This window comes from Oceanobacillus sp. M60 (assembly GCF_053839645.1).
In genome coordinates this window covers 1-18119 of the sequence record NZ_JBSSNH010000012.1, presented here as the reverse complement: position 1 = coordinate 18119, position 18119 = coordinate 1, and the positions used below count along the sequence as shown (strand labels likewise).

The 18119-nt window shown below is 38.1% G+C and carries 17 protein-coding genes and 2 tRNA genes; 6 read left to right on the top strand and 13 right to left on the bottom strand.

From position 1 onward, the window contains the following. Positions 1 to 218: 218 nt before the first annotated feature. Positions 219 to 1457, top strand: coding sequence for a metal ABC transporter solute-binding protein, Zn/Mn family (locus ACW0TQ_RS21415; protein ID WP_368901928.1), 1239 nt, complete (start codon positions 219 to 221; stop codon positions 1455 to 1457). A 56-nt stretch (positions 1458 to 1513) separates the two neighbouring features. Here ACW0TQ_RS21415 and ACW0TQ_RS21410 read toward each other — a convergent pair whose 3' ends face one another. Beyond that, positions 1514 to 2107: a class D sortase gene (locus tag ACW0TQ_RS21410; protein ID WP_193065334.1), complete on the bottom strand. Its 594-nt coding sequence runs from the start codon at positions 2105 to 2107 to the stop codon at positions 1514 to 1516. Positions 2108 to 2267: 160 nt separating this feature from the next. On the opposite strand from ACW0TQ_RS21410, the gene ACW0TQ_RS21405 reads away from it, so the two are divergent. From ACW0TQ_RS21405 to ACW0TQ_RS21395, 3 genes are all read left to right on the top strand, one after another. Beyond that, complete coding sequence (locus ACW0TQ_RS21405) at positions 2268 to 2633, top strand: helix-turn-helix domain-containing protein (RefSeq protein ID WP_193065333.1); 366 nt, start codon at positions 2268 to 2270, stop codon at positions 2631 to 2633. 251 nt (positions 2634 to 2884) lie between these two features. Next, positions 2885 to 3658 (top strand): triose-phosphate isomerase, encoded by a 774-nt coding sequence (gene tpiA / locus ACW0TQ_RS21400; RefSeq protein WP_368901929.1) that lies wholly within the window; start codon positions 2885 to 2887, stop codon positions 3656 to 3658. A gap of 260 nt (positions 3659 to 3918) precedes the next feature. Further along, a complete protein-coding gene (locus ACW0TQ_RS21395) occupies positions 3919 to 4401 on the top strand; it encodes an RpiB/LacA/LacB family sugar-phosphate isomerase (protein ID WP_368901930.1) in 483 nt (160 codons plus the stop codon). Positions 4402 to 4497: 96 nt separating this feature from the next. Here the strand turns inward: ACW0TQ_RS21395 and ACW0TQ_RS21390 are convergent, their stop codons facing one another. From ACW0TQ_RS21390 to ACW0TQ_RS21345, 10 genes are all read right to left on the bottom strand, one after another. Then, positions 4498 to 5280, bottom strand: coding sequence for a DeoR/GlpR family DNA-binding transcription regulator (locus ACW0TQ_RS21390; protein ID WP_319022584.1), 783 nt, complete (start codon positions 5278 to 5280; stop codon positions 4498 to 4500). Between the two features lie 301 nt (positions 5281 to 5581). Beyond that, a complete protein-coding gene (tkt, locus tag ACW0TQ_RS21385; protein ID WP_368901931.1) occupies positions 5582 to 7594 on the bottom strand; it encodes a transketolase in 2013 nt (670 codons plus the stop codon). A 99-nt stretch (positions 7595 to 7693) separates the two neighbouring features. Continuing rightward, positions 7694 to 8353, bottom strand: coding sequence for a dihydroxyacetone kinase subunit DhaL (dhaL, locus tag ACW0TQ_RS21380; protein WP_042531021.1), 660 nt, complete (start codon positions 8351 to 8353; stop codon positions 7694 to 7696). A gap of 20 nt (positions 8354 to 8373) precedes the next feature. Continuing rightward, positions 8374 to 9363 carry a dihydroxyacetone kinase subunit DhaK gene (locus ACW0TQ_RS21375; protein WP_193065328.1) on the bottom strand — a complete coding sequence of 330 codons (990 nt, stop codon included), beginning with the start codon at positions 9361 to 9363 and terminating at the stop codon, positions 8374 to 8376. 89 nt (positions 9364 to 9452) lie between these two features. Then, complete coding sequence (locus ACW0TQ_RS21370; protein ID WP_193065327.1) at positions 9453 to 10451, bottom strand: PdxA family dehydrogenase; 999 nt, start codon at positions 10449 to 10451, stop codon at positions 9453 to 9455. A gap of 109 nt (positions 10452 to 10560) precedes the next feature. Next, entirely contained in the window at positions 10561 to 12066 is a 1506-nt protein-coding gene (locus ACW0TQ_RS21365; RefSeq protein WP_042531015.1) for a tripartite tricarboxylate transporter permease, read from the bottom strand. A 19-nt stretch (positions 12067 to 12085) separates the two neighbouring features. After that, positions 12086 to 12601: a tripartite tricarboxylate transporter TctB family protein gene (locus ACW0TQ_RS21360; RefSeq protein ID WP_052484944.1), complete on the bottom strand. Its 516-nt coding sequence runs from the start codon at positions 12599 to 12601 to the stop codon at positions 12086 to 12088. 61 nt (positions 12602 to 12662) lie between these two features. Next, a complete protein-coding gene (locus ACW0TQ_RS21355) occupies positions 12663 to 13634 on the bottom strand; it encodes a tripartite tricarboxylate transporter substrate binding protein (protein WP_042531013.1) in 972 nt (323 codons plus the stop codon). 84 nt (positions 13635 to 13718) lie between these two features. Then, positions 13719 to 14552 (bottom strand): sugar phosphate isomerase/epimerase family protein, encoded by an 834-nt coding sequence (locus tag ACW0TQ_RS21350; protein WP_256705518.1) that lies wholly within the window; start codon positions 14550 to 14552, stop codon positions 13719 to 13721. 695 nt (positions 14553 to 15247) lie between these two features. Next, positions 15248 to 15484, bottom strand: a complete 237-nt coding sequence (locus ACW0TQ_RS21345; RefSeq protein ID WP_042531011.1) for a hypothetical protein — start codon at positions 15482 to 15484, stop codon at positions 15248 to 15250. Positions 15485 to 15684: 200 nt separating this feature from the next. Between ACW0TQ_RS21345 and ACW0TQ_RS21340 the strand changes: the two genes are divergently transcribed. Together ACW0TQ_RS21340 and ACW0TQ_RS21335 are read left to right on the top strand one after the other, a co-directional pair. Beyond that, complete coding sequence (locus tag ACW0TQ_RS21340; RefSeq protein ID WP_042531008.1) at positions 15685 to 16080, top strand: VOC family protein; 396 nt, start codon at positions 15685 to 15687, stop codon at positions 16078 to 16080. 644 nt (positions 16081 to 16724) lie between these two features. Then, entirely contained in the window at positions 16725 to 17636 is a 912-nt protein-coding gene (locus tag ACW0TQ_RS21335) for a glycine betaine ABC transporter substrate-binding protein (protein WP_226895222.1), read from the top strand. A gap of 329 nt (positions 17637 to 17965) precedes the next feature. Here the strand turns inward: ACW0TQ_RS21335 and ACW0TQ_RS21330 are convergent. Continuing rightward, a tRNA-Thr gene (locus ACW0TQ_RS21330) sits at positions 17966 to 18038 on the bottom strand. 6 nt (positions 18039 to 18044) lie between these two features. After that, positions 18045 to 18116: transfer RNA gene (locus ACW0TQ_RS21325), tRNA-Asn, on the bottom strand. Positions 18117 to 18119 lie beyond the last annotated feature (3 nt).

Genomic DNA, 18119 nt, shown 5'->3' with positions numbered 1-18119 from the left:
GTCAGCAGCAAATGAGCTGCTGACAATTTTTTTGTAAAAAACTCCTTGACAACCCCTCTAAAAACCTGTAAATTTTAAATCGTAACGATTACGAATAATAAGAATTACAGGTTCATTGTTTGTTTTTTACGAAGCAAACCATAATAGTAAGGATTACTTATTTTTCTTTTTTATAAGAAATTCAAACGCACTATATAAATTAATGGAGGTTCAATTCAATGAAAAAACGGGTCATTCTCTTTTTCGGTTTATTCCTTCTTTTCCTTGCAGGCTGTCAATCCGCAGAGGACAGTCAGGATGGAGATCAGGAACAGCTTGAAATTTCTACTACTATTTTCGCATTAGAAGATTTTATTTCCAAAATCGGCGGCGATTATGTCGATGTAGAAAGCATCTACCCGCCAAATGCGGATGCACACACATACGAACCAAGCTCACGTGAGATGGTCGATTTAGCTAAGAAGGATTTATTTATTTATTCCGGTGTCGGCATGGAGCCTTTTGCTTCCAAAGCGGAGGATATTTTAGAAGGAGAAAATGTAGAGGTTTCTGCCATCGGTGAAGATATCCCTCTTCGCGGAGAAGCGGAGCACGCTCATGAGAATGAAGAAGAACATTACAACGAGGAAGAAGCAGAGGACAACGGCGACATTATCATTGACGGCATCAATGACCATTACCACAGCGGCGATACAGCTTCCATAGAAGCAGAAGCAAATGTCGATGAAGACATCGCGGGATGGAACTGGTATTTCCGCACAGAGGGTTCAGAGGAATGGGAATTGGATGAAGAAGCGGACGATGCTTCCTTTGAAACACAAATCAACGATACGTTAGAAGTAAAACTGGAGCTTGAAGATGCAGATGGAGAAGTAATTGCCGAATCAGGCGTCGTTGAATTATTGATCGATAATCATGACGGCGAAAGCGGTGTGGGTGATCCGCATGTTTTCCTTGACCCTGTCATCAGCATTCAATTAGCTGAAAATATTACCGATCTTCTTATCGAAAAAATGCCAGAACATGAAGCATATTTCACGGAGAACTTAGAAGAATTAGAAGGACAATTGGAACAGGTGGATCAGGAATTAGCACAAACGATTGAGAACGCAGACCATCCGCAAATGATTGTCTCCCATGCAGCATATGGCTATTGGGAAGATCGATACGGCTTAGAACAAATCAGCATCCATGGACTCTCCTCTTCGCAGGAGCCTTCTCAGTCTGCTTTGGTGGAAATAGTGGATACTGCCCGCGAATATGATTTAAAGTATGTTGTCTTTGAACGAAATATCAGCAGCAGAATTAGTGAAATTATCCAAGACGAAATTGGCGCTGACAGTGCTGTACTGAGCAATATGGAGACTATTACCGAAGAGGATATAGAAAACGGCGAAGATTACTTCAGTCTAATGGAAAAAAATATTGAAACGTTAAAAACCGTACTAAATGATTAAAAAGAAGCTTTCAGCCAGATATGATTTATCAGGTTGAAAGCTCCTTTTTTGTTCTATTATTCAGAAACCGGATAAGCATAGGCAACAAAACGATCCGGCGCACTGCCCACAAAGTGGAATGGATAACAGGTAGTGACAACTAATACCTCTTCCCCCATCTCACCGATGACAGAAGTGTCATCCTCAGGCACAATTTCCGTTTCTCTTATTTCATACGTATACTCACCATAAGGCATCTGCACCACAAATGTATCCCCTATCTCCAATTCACCAAAATCACGAAAAACCGTATCCCGATGCCCGGATAAGAGGATTTGCTCCCCCTGCCCAGGAAAAACGGAATTGGATAAGTGTCCGACTCCTTTTTGCAATGAATCTGGGTCTGTCCCCTCCACAATAGGCAACGTTTTTCCCAATTTAGGTATCTCTAATGTAGCAAATGCTTCGTCCTGGTCCGCATCGAACGCTTCTATTGATTTTTCTGTATCCTCCCCGCCTGCTTCACCCTGCTCATTGGCGCCTTGTTTGATTCTTTCCTCCGCCTGAATCAAAGACTGCTTTTGCGATTGTTCGTGTCCTATAATTTGATAGCCAAAAACACCAATACAAATGACACCTGCTATTATAAAAAGGATTCCTATCCGTTTCATTGAAGCCGCTCCTTCATCAACCAAAATATGTATCTCCAACACTGAATCTATAACAATTATACTATACTTTCGCTTTTCTATCCAAACCTCGCCAGAAGTTATTTTTCACCGTTTTCATATGTTATAATTAATTTCTAAAATAGAAATAAAGAGGTGCGCAATGAATACCGGTCAACGAATCATTCAATTACGGTCGCAACGAAATTGGACACAAAAAGAGCTGGCTAAACAAGTAAATATGAACGTCAGTGTCATGAATCGGATCGAATCTGGCGAACGCCCAATTAAAGGAGAAGAATTAACCGCTATTGCCGATACATTGAAGGTTACTGCAGACTATTTATTAGGCAGAGCAGAAGAAGCTCCTTCTAGTGCAGCTGACCACGAGAATGAATTGGTCCAGCACATTCAAAAGATAAGTCCCGATGCCGAAGCGATGCTCCGTGATATGGCAGCTCTCACTCCCGAGGAAATGCAAGATGTGTATGATTATATGCTATTTAAAAAAAGCAGAAGAAAGGATTGAGAATCCTGTTTCTATCTGATTTGCCCCATGACGTTGGCACGATGATTTAAAATGCACCCAAGCTGTTGAACAGCTATTCTTTTAAACTTCTACCTGAAAGGGGTGATGTATTGCCAAAACCCGAATTCGCCTGCCCTCCGGCGAATGTACAGTTTCTTTGTAAAAGGTACAATGAAATACCTATACGATAGAGGGAAAAATACAATCATAAATAGAAACGCATTCAAAAAGTAGAAAGCGAGGATAATAATATGAGAAAACCAGTCGTTGGAATCAGCTATAAAACATATGTTAACACAATCGACAAAGCAACGGAATTAGTAAAAGCCTTAGCAGAAGTGGCCAAAAACGAAAACGAAGTAGAAAAATTCGCCTTCCCATCTTTAGGTGTCCTCTACCCAGCAGCACAAGCCTTAAAAGGGTCTGAAATTGCCTTTGGCGCACAAAATATTTCACCCTATGAAAATGGCGCTTATACCGGAGAGGTTTCAATTGAATCTATTATCGACATAGGCGCAACCTATGTGGAAATTGGCCATGCAGAAAGACAACGTATTTTCCACGAAACACTGGATATGATTCATTTGAAAACAAAACTTACGCTGGAAAAAGGACTGACCCCCGTTCTATGCATTGGTGAAGAGGAGTACTTAGAGAATAAATTGGAACGTAAACAGGCGTTGAAGGAACAAATCCTTACTTCCTTTGGTGAAGTCGACGTAAAACATATTGGAAGGACCATCTTAGCTTATGAGCCAGTCTGGGCAATCGGAAAGACAGAAGCAGCCGATGCAGCATATGTGCATCAGACACATGAACTGATCCGCGAAATTGTTAAAGAAGCATATTATGCAGAAACAGCGGAAGCCATCCGTATCATTTACGGCGGCTCGGTGAGCAAAGACAATGTCTATGAAATTACCGCCCATGACGATGTAGACGGGGTTTTCATCGGCCGATTCGGACATGACCCTGCAAATTACAAACAAATTCTTCATACAGTGAAACAAGTAAAAATAAAATAAAAGCAAATGAAATAAAATAATAATTGATATAAAAAATGATTGAAACCTTCAACGTCCTCTCGTATATCTAAAATATATACTTTGAATCAAAAGAATCTTTTTCTGTAGAATTGTACACAGTCGAAAAAGATGCTTCCATAAAGTACGCAATTTTATTTTCATTTTTTATCAAATTGATTAAAAACGAAAATAAAAGTTGATAAAAGAAAATTAGAAGTATATAATGAAAGTAGATTAAATATACGAGAGGAGTTTGCAGAATGAAAATTGGTATTGGTGCAGACCATAACGGATATGAATTAAAAGAAACGTTAAAGAAATTTATTGAAGAATCAACCGATCATGAAGTGGTGGACTTCGGAGCACATTCCTGCGATGCTGTGGACTATCCTGGGGTTTCCTTCAATGTAGCAGAAGCCATCAGCGAGAAGAAAATAGAACGCGGTGTGCTTATTTGCGGAACTGGTCTCGGCGTTGCAATTGCAGCTAATAAATACCCGGGAATCCGCGCAGCGACAGCGCATGACACGTACTCTGCAGAACGCGCTCAATTAAGTAATAACGCCCAAATCATCGCAATGGGAGCCCAAGTCATCGGACCAGAGTCCGCTAAAAAAGTAGTGGAAGCCTATCTGAATGTAGCATGGTCCGGCGGATCTCAACGCAAAGTAGATCAAATCACTGACAGAGAAAGCCAATTTCTTGATCAGAACTTCAAAGATGCAGCAAAAAGTTCTTGTTAATGTTTTCGATATTATCATAAGGAAAAGCACTGTACGTAAGAAAATTCTTGTACAGTGCTTTTCCTTAAAGTATATATAAACAAAAAATTACTCGCTTTACAGCGCCGAAATCACTTGAATATTATGATTCACAAGAATCCGCTCTGTATCCGAATCGATGGAATCATTGGTAATAAGTACATCTATCTGATCTGTACTTGCAAATGGCGCACTAGAAGTCACCCCAATTTTAGAATGATCAATAACAGCCACAATTTTCTGCGCTTTCTTCACCATATGTTGTTTTAATTCAACCTCATACAAATTAAAATCGGTCATTCCATTTTCTACAGAAAACCCATTGGCAGAAGTAAAAAGAATATCAATATTAAGCTTGTTTAATAACTCCACCCCTAATGTGCCTTCCATTGTCGTAGAACCCTTCGTCACCACACCGCCAATTAAAATAACCGTAATATTCGGGTTATCCTTTAACTCCAGCGCTGTTTGAATCCCGCTCGTTACTACTGTCAGCCGGATCATTTGTTCATTAAGATAACGTGCTAACTCAAGTGCTGTCGAACTGGCATCGAGCAAGATACATTGCTTTTCTTCAATGAACTGAAAAGCTTCCTTAGCAATCAATGATTTTTCTTTACGGTTTTGTTTTTCACGCACAGAAAAACTGGTATCATAATCAACCTCGCTCTGTTGATTTAACATTGCCCCGCCATGTGTACGAGTTAAAAGACCGTTTTTCTCCATTTTGTTTAAATCTGTACGCAAGGTTGCTTCAGACACACCGATTTGCTCCGACAATTCTTTCACGGTCAGCCGCTGCTTATCATGCAAGAGTTCCATTATCTTGTTTCTTCTTTCCGTAACAAACATTTTCATCATCCGTCATCCTCGCAAAAAAAAGTATCTATTCCTATTCCTGATTAGTCCATAGTTGTCTATGGTGTATTATACCATAAAATGAATGAATAAAATAATAAATGAAAGCGATTGATAATTTTACTTTAAATAATGAATTTTTTTATTAAAAGTTATGTATCCATGCTCCCTTAGCAGAAACAAAGGAAATGAAATATCCTCCATCTATCGGATTCGGTTTGCTCCCGATTCTTAATAGATGAGGATATTATGAGTTTGGCAGAACCAAAATTGGGTTCACCAAAAAATTAAATCTCTGCGGATTCTAAACAAATAAACGCTCCACTTGCGCCACAATATTATCAACACAGAATCCATATTCTTCGGTTAACTTATTTCCATTCCCAGAAGCCCCAAACGTATCTATACCAATCATTACTCCATCATTCCCAAGATAACGGTCCCAGCCAAATGAAGAGGCCATTTCAATAGCAACCCGCTTCTTCACGTTAGGCAACAAAACACTCTCTTTATACGATGCCGTTTGTGCTTCAAAACGATCCCAAGATGGCATACTTACGACAGAAGCATCTATATTTTTCTCCCGCAATACTTTTTGAGCCTCGACAGCCAGCTGAACTTCAGAACCGGTTGCCAAAAGAATAGCATCAGACTCACCTTGAGAAGAATCACTCACCACATAAGCACCTTTCTTCACGCCTTCATAAGCACTTTCCTTTGTTCCTGGTAAAGTCGGCAGATTCTGCCTCGATAATACAATAGCTGTGGGCTGATCCGTTGATTCCACAGCAAGTCTCCATGCTGCCTGCGTTTCATTTCCATCCGCAGGTCTGATAAGAGACAAACCAGGCATTGCACGGAAAGAAGCTAGATGCTCCACTGGTTCATGAGTCGGTCCGTCTTCCCCGACCGCAATAGAATCATGTGTCCAAACATAGGTGACTGGCAATTTCATTAAAGAAGACAATCTTACTGCCGGACGTAAATAATCACTGAATACAAAGAAGGTGCCGCCAAATACGTTTAATCCGCCATGAAGGGCCATTCCATTAAGCGCTGCCGCCATTGCAAATTCACGCACTCCAAACCAAATATTTTTCCCGGCGTAATCAGCCTTTGAAAAATCAGATACATCCTTTATCGTTGTTTTATTAGATCCCGCCAAATCCGCACTGCCACCGATGAAATTAGGTACATTCTTCGCGATGGCATTTAGCACTTCTCCAGACGAGGCTCGCGTTGCCAGAGAAGAACCAGCTTCATAGACCGGGAGATTTTTATCCCAATTAGCCGGTAATTCTCCTTTCATCACTGATTGCAATTGTTTCCCCTCTTCTGGATACTTATCAGCATAAGCTTCTACCAGTTCATTCCAATCACTTTCTGCCTTGGCACCTTTTTCTGCAACTTTATTTTTAAAATCGTCATATACTTCAACGGGGACGTGAAAAGCACCATATTCCCAGTTATAGTTTTGTTTCGTAAGTTTCGCTTCCTCTTCACCAAGAGGCGCTCCATGCGAAGAAGAAGATCCTGATTTATTGGGCGACCCATACCCAATTACCGTTTTCACTTCAATTAGTGTCGGCTGTTCTGTATTTTGTTTCGCTGCTTTCATTGCTTTTCTCAAAGCATCGACATCATTTCCATCTTCCACCCGAATGACTTCCCAGCCATAGCTTTGAAAACGCTCCTGCACATTCTCTGAAAAAGATCTATCTAAATCACCATCTAGTGAAATATCATTTGAATCATACAAGACAACTAATTTCCCTAAACCAAGATGACCGGCTAAGGAGGCAGTTTCATGAGAAATTCCTTCCATTAAATCTCCGTCACCCACAAGTGCAAAGGTATGATGATCGACTACATTAAAACCTTCCTTATTATAAGTAGCAGCCAGGTGCGTTTCCGCTATCGCCATTCCAACAGCTGTCGCAATTCCTTGTCCGAGCGGGCCAGTTGTGGTTTCTACCCCATCCGTATGATGCACTTCCGGATGCCCTGGGGTTTTAGATCCATATTGACGAAAATTTTTAATATCATTTAATGATACGTCATAGCCTGATAAATGCAGCAAACTGTACAAAAGCATCGAACCATGACCAGCCGAAAGGACAAAACGGTCACGGTTAAACCATTTTGAACTTTTCGGATGATGCCTCATAAATTCCGTCCATAGCGTGTAAGCCATTGGTGCTGCCCCCATCGGCAGACCGGGATGTCCTGAATTTGCTTTTTCAATGGCATCAATGGATAATGTTCGAATTGTATTAATAGATAATTGTTCTGTTGATACGTTTGTAGTACTTGTCATTTTAAATCACCTTCTCCTTACTTTATATAAGCTGCTGTTTTTAATCGCCTCAATAATATAGAGGCACTCCTTAGAAATGCCTCTATATTAACCTCGTATCTATTTATTTAATTGCTCTACCCATTCTCTCATGGATTTAAAGATGATCCATACACTTGTAGCACCAGCATCTTGATTACCAAGCGCTCTTTCCCCTAAAGATTTTGCTCTTCCAAATTTCGCAATATAATTCTTAGATTTCTCTACTCCATCAGCAGCATTTTCTTCTGCTTTTTTCAAAGCTTCTAATAGTGTTGCAGAGTCAGTTACACTCTCTTTCAACCCATTAACAGCCGGCTCCAGAGCGTCAATCATTGTTTTATCTCCTAAACTGGCTTTACCCCGCTGCTTAATCGCATCTAAGGATGCACTAAAAATTTCCGAAAGTACAGGTACATCTAATTCACTTTTAGAATCCAGATCTTTTACACCGCCAAGAAACATCGTGCCGAAAATAACGCCAGAAGCTCCTCCCATAGATTGCACCATGGACATACCCGTCTTTTTAAAAATATCATTAATCGTTGTAAATTCTTGATCTTTTAGATTTTCTTCCACTTTTTCAAAGCCTACTGACATACCAATTCCATGGTCGCCATCACCAATCGCGCTATCGACTTTGGTTAACAATGGCTTATTTTCTCTTATTTTTTCTCCTGCATAGAGAATCATTGCTTTTGTTTGCGCAGCATCCAATTTTTTTACGTCCGTTGCCGTCATTGTAAATCCCTCCAACTCCATTATTTCTTGTAGTATGGTGCATTTGCCGGGGCATCATAATATGCTTTTAATTCATCATCCAATTTCAGTAAAGAAATCGAAAATCCACCCATTTCCTGGGTTGTACAATAATTATTTACATCGATATCATGAATGCCAATTCCTTTTTCATCGAGAATTTGCGCTACTTTGCGATTAACAATAAATAATTCCATTAATGTTGTTGAACCAAGGCCATTGATTAAAACACTCACTTCATCACCCGATGTCAATTGACTTTCATCTAATAACTTTTCCATTAATTGATTGGTCAGTTCATCAGCCGGCATTAGTTTGGTCCGTTCCATCCCCGGCTCCCCGTGAATACCCATCCCTAACTCTATTTCATCATCAGCTAATGTAAACGTAGGTTCCCCAGAATCAGGAATGGTTCCAGGCGATAATGCTACCCCAATAGAGTAAGTATATTCATTCGCTTTTTGTGATACCGCTGTTACTTCTTCTAAAGAAAGACCTTTCTCAGCAGCTGCTCCTGCCACTTTAATAACGAAAATATCTCCCGCAATTCCACGGCGATCTTCTTTTCTTTCTAACGGTGCAGAAACCACATCGTCCGTCACTTTAACAGTGGTCGTCTGCACATCTTCAAATTCAAGGAGCTCTGCTGCCATATCAAAGTTAAGAACATCCCCTGCATAGTTCCCGTATATAAATAAAACCCCTTTGCCAGAGTCCACTGTTTTTGCTACCTCTTGAACCGTATTCGGCGTAGGAGCAGCAAAAACGTTTCCAATCGCAACTCCGTCAGCCAACCCATCCCCAACTACACCAAAGAAAAGAGGTTCATGACCGCTACCGCCACCAGTAACAACAGCTACTTTATCTTTTAATTCTTTTTTAACGATTCCATTTACTCCATCTATTTTTTGGAAGCTACCATGATGTGCGCGCATAATTCCTTCTAGCATTTCTTCAACTACATCACCTGGATTGTTAATGACTTTTTTCATGAGAGGAACCTCCTCGGTTATTTATGTATTGTTCTGTAGAGTTCTCTCCTTTCTCTTTAAAGGAGAGAACTCTACAAGTTATAATCGTTTTACTTATATCCGTTATTGATTAATTTCACACACAATTTTAATGATTCTTCCAGTGCGTTCGAATCCGCGATTCCCTTACCTGCAATATCAAATGCTGTCCCATGAGCTGGAGTTGTAATTACAATTGGCAGTCCTCCACTAATCGTAATTCCTTTGCTAAATCCTAATGTTTTCATTCCTATTTGAGCTTGGTCATGGTACATTGCGAGCAGAGTGTTAAATGATTCTTTTTCTAACCTAAGGAACATTGTATCTGCCGGGAATGGTCCATGAGCATCCACACCATTCTTTTTCGCTTCTTCAATTGCCGGGATGATAATATCATTTTCTTCATCACCTAATAATCCATTATCTCCTGCATGTGGATTCAGTCCAGCAATTGCTATTTTGGGTTTAATACCCGCTTTAGAAACAATCTCATTAGCAAAATAGATACTTTCTAGTACACTTTCTTTAGTAATATTTTCTGCGACTTCTTTTAAAGGAACATGAGATGTCACACGCGTAAACCATACATCATTCATTACATTCACTTCACTAAATCCTGATTCTAATTCAAATACAGAAGCTACTAAATGAATATCATCCTTAAATTCATACCCTCCCTGATACAGGGCACTTTTATTCATAGAACCATAAGTTAAACCGTCCAACTTTCCTTCTTTTGCCAAATTAAGCGCATATACTAAATTGTCTCCTGCAGCTTTTCCTGAAGCAGCAGATAAAGTACCATATTCGACATCATTAGGATCAGTAGATTTTACATCAATAAGCCATAAGCTGCCCTTCGCAGGATCAACATCGTCTATTGTATCTACCTTTTGATACTTCATTTCATTACCCGCTACCTCAGCACCTCTTTGAAAGATTCTTTCGTCTCCTATTAAAACCCATGTTGCTTGTTCTAAAATTTCTTCCTTTATCATTGCTCTCGCAACAATTTCCGGTCCTACCCCTGCCGCATCTCCATATAATAACCCAACTCGTGGTTTACTCATTTAAACTCCTCCTCAATAAATAATTTCACATTCTTTGATGATGATATTTCTCTTGCCTTTCATTTTAATGAGAGCAAATATAAATCATTAATTTTCTTTATCTATTAGGTTAGCCCTCTTGCTCTTGATTTTTTCTCTTTTTAAATAATCCGCTAATTAATGGGAAAAACAACATTAATGCTGAAATAATCAATAAAGTTAAGCTAATAGGTCTTGTGAAGAAAATAGAAAAGTCTCCGCTAGACATCTCAACAGCTCTTCTAAATTGACTTTCCGTTAACGGACCTAACACGACACCCAGAATAATTGTCGCCAAAGGAAAACGGTATTTTTCAAGGATAAAACCAATAATCCCAAACACAACCATAATCAAAATATCAACATAACTATTCCGGACTGTGTAAGTACCAATAACACAAAACACAACAATAAGCGGACCTAAAATAGAATAAGGAACATTAACTATTTTTTGAAATATTTTTATAAATGGTTTTGATACAATCAGCATAACTAAATTCGCAATCAGCAATGCTGCAAATATGGTATACATCAATTCTGGCTCCGTACTGAATAGTGTCGGGCCCGGCTGCATTCCATGAAGAACAAAAGCACCTAATAAAACTGCTGCAGTTGCGCCGCCCGGAATCCCCAATGATAATAACGGAACAAGCGTCCCCATTGCTGCAGCATTATTTGCTGTTTCCGATGCAGCAATCCCCTTTGGATTACCTTTACCATAAGAATCTTTTTCTTTTTCTTTAGACCACCTTACCGTTTCACTGTAACTAAGCATAGAGGCGGTAGTTGCACCTATCCCCGGTAAAATGCCGACAAATATACCAATAATAGTAGATCTGGCCATTGTACCTTTTATTTTTTTAAATATTTCTATTTCAAATAACTTTGTTTTAACATTTGATATTACCTCTTGCACAGCATGGCTCTCTGTCGTTTTTTTAAGGAATTCCGATAAAGCAAAAAGTCCAATAATTACCGGAATCAAATCAATTCCTGATAATAAAGCTGAAGATCCAAAAGTATAACGCAATGTTCCTGTCAACGGATCCATACCTATTGTACTAATCATTAACCCGATTAATACTCCTATCAACCCTTTTGCCAAAGCCTTTCCACTAAGCGAAGCTACTACCGTCAATCCCATTACTGCTAAAGCAAAATACTCTGGAGCTGAAAAAGAGAGGGCTACGTTCGCCAACGCTGGGGAAATTAGCATCAAACAGAGTGTACCAATAACTCCTCCTACAACGGAGCAGAAAATTGCTATCCCCAGAGCTCTTCCAGGCTGCCCTTTCTGCGCCATAGGATAGCCGTCAAACGTGGTTACTACCGCTTCTGGAGTTCCTGGTGTTCTAAGTAAAATAGCACTAATAGCACCTGAAAATGCAGTTATTGCATATATCCCAGTAAGTAAAATAAAAGCCGAATCTGGTTCAAATGAATAAGTAACCGGAACCATTATTACCACCAGCATTGTTCCACTAACCCCCGGAATAGCTCCGCCCAAATATCCAATAAATATTGCAGCAATTAGCATAATTAGGTTTATTGGGTCAGTGACTACATTTAATAGTCCCGATATTAAATAATCCAACATTGTGTTGCCCCCTTACAACTTAGTAAAAAAACAGGCTGAGTTCTCTAAAAACACCTATACCCCTTGGTAATGGGATTTGTAATAAAACAGAAAACAGAATAACAAAAACTACCATTGTTATAATTGAAAATAAAATAGCCGTTAATTGTTTTTTTGTACCAAGTAAAAGCGTAATGCCATATAAGAACAAAACGGTAGAGAAAATAAAACCAATTACATTCAGCAATAATACATAAATAATTACTACCAATAAAGAAACAACCGGAATGGACAAATGAAATATTTTCTTTACTGGTGCTGCTTCTTCTTTAGCTATTAATTCCTCTGACTTCATTACCTTTGCTTTAATTAATGTGCTAACAATCCCGTACAGTCCCAAAAAAATCATTAAAATCAGAAGAATATATGGCCATGTCGCTGGTCCAATAATAAAAGATTGATTTGTACTCTGGATTTGAGGAGTAGAAGCAAGAAAAAAAATAGCAAAGATCATGACAATACTATAGAAAATATAGTCTTTTTTTGCTTGATTCATTTTCGTCCCACCTTTATATCGTAATGCTTAAGAAAGGAGGGTTCTTCCCTCCCTTTCTCAATTAATTTCCTTGCAATTCATCAGCAACTTCTGTATATCGTTCAATTAACTCCTCTGTCCGCTGTGTAAACTCTTCTGAATCCATCCATCCTTCACGTAAGTGCAGATAATTTTCCTCTTCATACGCTTTATATTCTTCAGAATCATAGACTTCTTTCATAGCCTCTTCTAATACACTAATAATTTCAGGGTCAGCATCGCTTTTTATATAAAAACCACGCTCATTCCCATCTGTTAAGTCCCAACCATTCTCAACCGTTGTGGGTAAATCTGGAAATTCATCTAATCTCTCTTCTGAAAAAACTACAAGAGGTTCAACTGAACCATCATCATAAAGCGCTTTTGCCGGACCGAATTCTTCAACCATTGCATCTAAATGTCCTCCAATAACTCCAGCGTGCATATCACCTGCACCTTCCATCGCTATAAAACTCAAATCTACTTCTGCTTCTTGTCCTAGAAGAAATACTGTAAATTCATCCATCCCCATAGAACCTGTTCCACCTACAGTAATTTCACCTGGGTTGTCCTCTGCAGCTTGGATAAAATCTTCAATGCTGCTATATTTATCAGGGTCTACCCAAAGCGCATATGTATCACTTTGAAAACGGGCAATTGGGGTAAAATCATCTAACCCATGCTGATTCGTACCCGCAGCTACTGTAAGCGGGAAAGCAGCATCCCCCACTAAAGTATATCCGTCTGATGGAGCATTATAAGCATTCTGAGCCGCAACAACCCCAGCTCCTCCTTCTTGGTTAACAACATTAATATTTACTCCTAAAATATCTTCTAACTCCGAAGTCACAGCACGTGCAAATAAGTCTGTTCCTCCTCCTGCACCATGCCCTACTAAAACTTCAATGTTTCTTTCCGGATAATTATTTGCCGCATTACCCTCTTCACTGTTTCCCCCGCATCCTGCCAATAACATCATCACGGATAATAAAACAAGACCTATTTTAAACTTCATAATAATCCTCCCTCATCCTTTATAAATATTGAAAATCAACTAGCGTTAAATTAAAAACCTAAAAATATTACTGTAAAACGGAAATTAGTTATCCTGGTTAACACCATCTGTAATCGGTCTCAATTTTTCCTCAACATATTTCCCAACATTTAAAATCACCTGATTCGGGTCTTCCGCAGCCTCTTCTGTTTCCTCTTCAATCATTATCCACCCCTGGTAACCGCTATCTTTTAAAGTCTGTACGATATAAGGGAAATCAATATCTCCAGTGCCCATTTCCTTCCACTCAAAATTATTAGAACAATCTTTAAAATGTACATGTTTGATAATAGAAAGATTCTCTTTAATAATTTCTTCTGGGCGCATTCCTCCAGCTTTTATATGACCAGCATCAGGAGTATAACTCATATATGTTTTATCTAGCAGTTCAAACAAAACATCATAGTCTTGCTTTGTTCTGAAATAAGACGTTTTTGGTGAAGCAGGATGAAAAGAAGCTTGTACTCCTTTTTCATATGCTCTTTTTCCTACGGCATTTGCACAAGCGATAATCTGCTTTTGACGCTTTAATAAATTATCTCTATTAGGACCGACACGAGACGGGAGATTCATAACTACTCCAGGAAAATTTATCAGATAATCAATATAATAGTCCGCACGTTCCTTTTCTTTTTCTGTTTCTTCATCATTTTCCCAAGTAAAAGGTACTGTTAAAGCTGCTAAATATATACCTCTTTCATCTAATGCTCTTTTTAGTTTTTCAGGATTATTTTGATATCTTCCTAACATCGCAACCTGTACGTCTACCCCTTTAAATCCTGCATCCTTCACTGTGTTCATTACATTGTCTAAATAGTCTGTCTCTTTATCGTAATCTAGTTCCCAAGTTGATGTATGACAACCAAATTTAATACTCATTTGTAACCTCCCTATTTGTATAAAGGATAAAACTTTAAAAGTGACTTGAAATCGGTTTCAAAATCCTTAGATTAATATTATCATTTATTTTCGATTTGTCAATAATATTTTTGTTTTTTTGTGATAAATTTAGTTAATATTTTTTTTCGTTGTTGATTATGTTTGTAATTATTATTTATATCATTTTCATTTTGATTATTTTCCCAATTAAACCAACGAAAAGACCTATCTTATTTAAATTTCTCTTTTTTAACAAGTTCAATTACTTAATTCTTGCTATCTTATATAACTTAGATGCAGCGCTTGAGCATACTTATTGAAGCTACTCTGATTAATTACAATAGGTGTCAGAAATTACGAAATCATCAGGTTTTCAATATGAATGATTAAATACTATCTTTAAACTCTAAAAGAGTCATCGTTTATTAGCCTTTAAAACATTATGTTAAACGAAAACATTTGAAAAAAATCAAAAACAGGAAATTCATAAATAGAATTAAGAGATGTTGAAAAATCTACTTAGAAACATTTACAACATTGAAGGCAAAACAGAACAATAATGGAAAGGTTTTATTTAACAACCACCGAGGAAAACATTTTGAGGGTTTCATTGTCTCATGGAAAAATCTATTACTTACGCACATAAAAAAGGGGTGTCAGTATATGTAGTTCCCTAACTGAATACCCCTCATAGTTTATTCTTTATCAACAAGATAAAGTGAAATACTCTCTAATAGATCATCGCAGCTATCTGCATGAACTCTTAATTTTAAAGGTTCTGTCAAATCCAGGCTGAATATCCCCATAATGGATTTTGCACTTAATATATATGTGTCAGAAATAACCTCTGCCTTGTATTCAAACCCAGATACTCTTTCTACAAAATCTTTAACGTCATTAATTTTATCTAATTTAACATAACGCTCAACCATCAAACTCCTCCTCCAATACTTTTCTTTATCATCTAGCTCTTCTATAATAGATTATAATGCATTTATTCTATCAAGATATATACTATTTATTTTCTCATTCATCCCGTATTTTGTAAACTTTTTTCAAACCTGTTGTATCTATCTGCATAGATAATAATTAAGTAAGTCAAGATAATTACTGCATTTAAGGAGGCGTTCCTTTGAACCATGGTCTAATTCATCATATTGAAATTTATGTTACTAATTTAAATAAAACGATTCATTTTTGGGACTGGTTTTTAAGCGAGCTGGGATATACACCTTTTCAAAATTGGGACGGCGGGCAAAGCTGGAAACTGGGAGAAACGTATCTCGTTTTTGTACAAGCGGAAGAAAGATTTCTGGATATTCCTTATCATCGATGCCGAGTTGGCTTAAATCACTTAGCCTTCCATGCAGATTCCCGGAGATTTGTAGATGACATGACGAAAAGGCTCCAGCAAAGAGGGGTATCTATTCTTTATGCTGACCAACATCCATTTGCGGGCGGAGACAATCATTATGCCGTTTATTTTGAAGATCCGGATAGAATAAAAGTAGAGCTGGTTGCACCTTAATATCAGCTATTTGTTGTACAACGGATGTAGTATAGTTTAATGCCTATATAAAAAAGCAAATCCTATTTTCAATGGATTTGCTTTTTTATATAGGCATTTTCAATTTTGAAAAAGGTAGAGAATTTAAAATGGATTACACATGTTTTATTTACTCTTTTCCTCTATCGGATGCTAGCCTGAGGGAAGAAGACTCATTAGCTACATAATGCTTTTATTTCTACTTTTTGAGCTTTTTAAATTCAATTATTAACTATATTAAATTTAATTTTTTCTAACATCATATGTTGTTTAAACTACTTTGATTTCCTATGATCTAAGCGTTCCAAACTAAGACTGTACTCTTGAAAATTCTTTGCTAAATTCCTACCACCCTATACTTCCAATACATAAACTTCTAACTAAAATTCGAAAGCAACATGTAATACAGAGATAGACGCAGTAAAAGGCTGCTCTTTTACAGAAACCTATGTTTAATCCGCTTTTAACAACTTATTTATGCAGAAACAACTATTTTTAGCGTTTGAATTAAAAACCTAATAAGTATAGCATTGATTCTGCCGGCTCATAACAAACTCTGTGTATTATAAAGTAATTGGTAACGTTATTAGAAAAGCAGTACATAAAATTGGAGGGTATTTTTACATATGATGAAATTTAAGAAATTCACTTGGAAAAGTCTCGGTATAATTACTGGTTTATCTTTATCACTCATTGTTGCAGGCTGCAATTCCAATGATGGGGACGTACACGCTGAAGCAAATATTAGTGACGAACTAGATTATACAATCACTGGAACAGAACCTGGTGCCGGGCAAACTCTAAAAAATGAAGAAGTTTTAGATTCCTACAATAATCTTGCTGGTTGGGAGCAGGAGCTGTCTTCCGCAGGAGCAATGTTAACGCAATTAAGTGATGCTATTGAAAATGAAGAACCAATCGTTTTCAGTGCTTGGTCTCCTCACTATAAGTTTGCTCAGTGGGATTTAAAATACTTAGATGATCCACAGGGAATCCATGGAGATGAAGAACAAATCACAACGATAGCAAGAGAGGGCCTGAAGGATGAAATGCCTGAAGCTTATACAATTCTTGATCGTATCGAGTTAGAGCTTCCAGACGTAGAAGAAGCGCTATTAGAAGCTCAAGAAAAGGATTTTGAAACAGTAGCGCAGGACTGGGCAGATGCTAATCAGGAAATTGTTACAGAGTGGACAGATGGCGTAGATTCTGTAGATGGCACTTCCATTGAGTTGGCTCTTTTACCCTGGGATGATGCTATTTTCACAGCAAATGTTGCTAAAATTGCATTAGAACAACAAGGGTTTCAGGTAACATTGACACAAGTTGACCCAGCTATTATGTTTGAATCCATCGCTACTGGAAGTGCTGATGCATCCTTAGCTGTATGGATGCCCGTGACACATGCCGAATTATATGAGCAATACGAAAGCGATTTTGATGATTTGGGACCAAACTTAGATGGTGCTAAGACTGGTTTGGCAGTACCAGCTTATATGGATATTGATTCACTTGAGGATTTAGAACCAAAGGATTAATTCTTAGCTCTAATCATTGTTATATAATTAAAAGGTTTCCATTCAATAAATATATCTATTGAATGGAAACCTTTTTTAAGTCTGATATCCACACATCTACATGAGAATCTTTTATTCCTAATAACTCTGTGATAAAATGATGATGCACTCTTTTCCTCTCCCATTCCTTTTGTCTCGACAACTCAAGGGTATCAGAGAGAGGAAAAGGAGTGTATTTTTTTGCCTTCTTTCCATCTGACGATGGAACGGAGGACACCACCACATTCAGTATAGAGCCTTATAAACACAAAAAAACGCCCTACCCTTTATAGGATAAGCGTTTAACACTAAGCTTCCAAGCGGACTCGAACCGCTGACCCCCACCTTACCATGGTGGTGCTCTACCAGCTGAGCTATGGAAGCAAAAGGCTCCACAGGTAGGATTCGAACCTACGACCGATCGGTTAACAGCCGATTGCTCTACCACTGAGCTACTGTGGAATA

Bases quoted from the DNA above. Each gene is read 5' to 3' on its own strand.
- ACW0TQ_RS21395 (WP_368901930.1), top strand. From the start codon at position 3,919: ATGAAAATTGGTATTGGTGCAGACCATAACGGATATGAATTAAAAGAA.
- ACW0TQ_RS21405 (WP_193065333.1), top strand. From the start codon at position 2,268: ATGAATACCGGTCAACGAATCATTCAATTACGGTCGCAACGAAATTGG.
- ACW0TQ_RS21390 (WP_319022584.1), bottom strand. From the start codon at position 5,280: ATGATGAAAATGTTTGTTACGGAAAGAAGAAACAAGATAATGGAACTC.
- ACW0TQ_RS21410 (WP_193065334.1), bottom strand. From the start codon at position 2,107: ATGAAACGGATAGGAATCCTTTTTATAATAGCAGGTGTCATTTGTATT.
- ACW0TQ_RS21335 (WP_226895222.1), top strand. From the start codon at position 16,725: ATGATGAAATTTAAGAAATTCACTTGGAAAAGTCTCGGTATAATTACT.
- dhaL (WP_042531021.1), bottom strand. From the start codon at position 8,353: ATGACGGCAACGGACGTAAAAAAATTGGATGCTGCGCAAACAAAAGCA.
- ACW0TQ_RS21375 (WP_193065328.1), bottom strand. From the start codon at position 9,363: ATGAAAAAAGTCATTAACAATCCAGGTGATGTAGTTGAAGAAATGCTA.
- ACW0TQ_RS21355 (WP_042531013.1), bottom strand. From the start codon at position 13,634: ATGAAGTTTAAAATAGGTCTTGTTTTATTATCCGTGATGATGTTATTG.
- tkt (WP_368901931.1), bottom strand. From the start codon at position 7,594: ATGACAAGTACTACAAACGTATCAACAGAACAATTATCTATTAATACA.
- ACW0TQ_RS21350 (WP_256705518.1), bottom strand. From the start codon at position 14,552: ATGAGTATTAAATTTGGTTGTCATACATCAACTTGGGAACTAGATTAC.
- ACW0TQ_RS21415 (WP_368901928.1), top strand. From the start codon at position 219: ATGAAAAAACGGGTCATTCTCTTTTTCGGTTTATTCCTTCTTTTCCTT.
- ACW0TQ_RS21370 (WP_193065327.1), bottom strand. From the start codon at position 10,451: ATGAGTAAACCACGAGTTGGGTTATTATATGGAGATGCGGCAGGGGTA.
- ACW0TQ_RS21365 (WP_042531015.1), bottom strand. From the start codon at position 12,066: ATGTTGGATTATTTAATATCGGGACTATTAAATGTAGTCACTGACCCA.
- ACW0TQ_RS21345 (WP_042531011.1), bottom strand. From the start codon at position 15,484: ATGGTTGAGCGTTATGTTAAATTAGATAAAATTAATGACGTTAAAGAT.
- tpiA (WP_368901929.1), top strand. From the start codon at position 2,885: ATGAGAAAACCAGTCGTTGGAATCAGCTATAAAACATATGTTAACACA.
- ACW0TQ_RS21360 (WP_052484944.1), bottom strand. From the start codon at position 12,601: ATGAATCAAGCAAAAAAAGACTATATTTTCTATAGTATTGTCATGATC.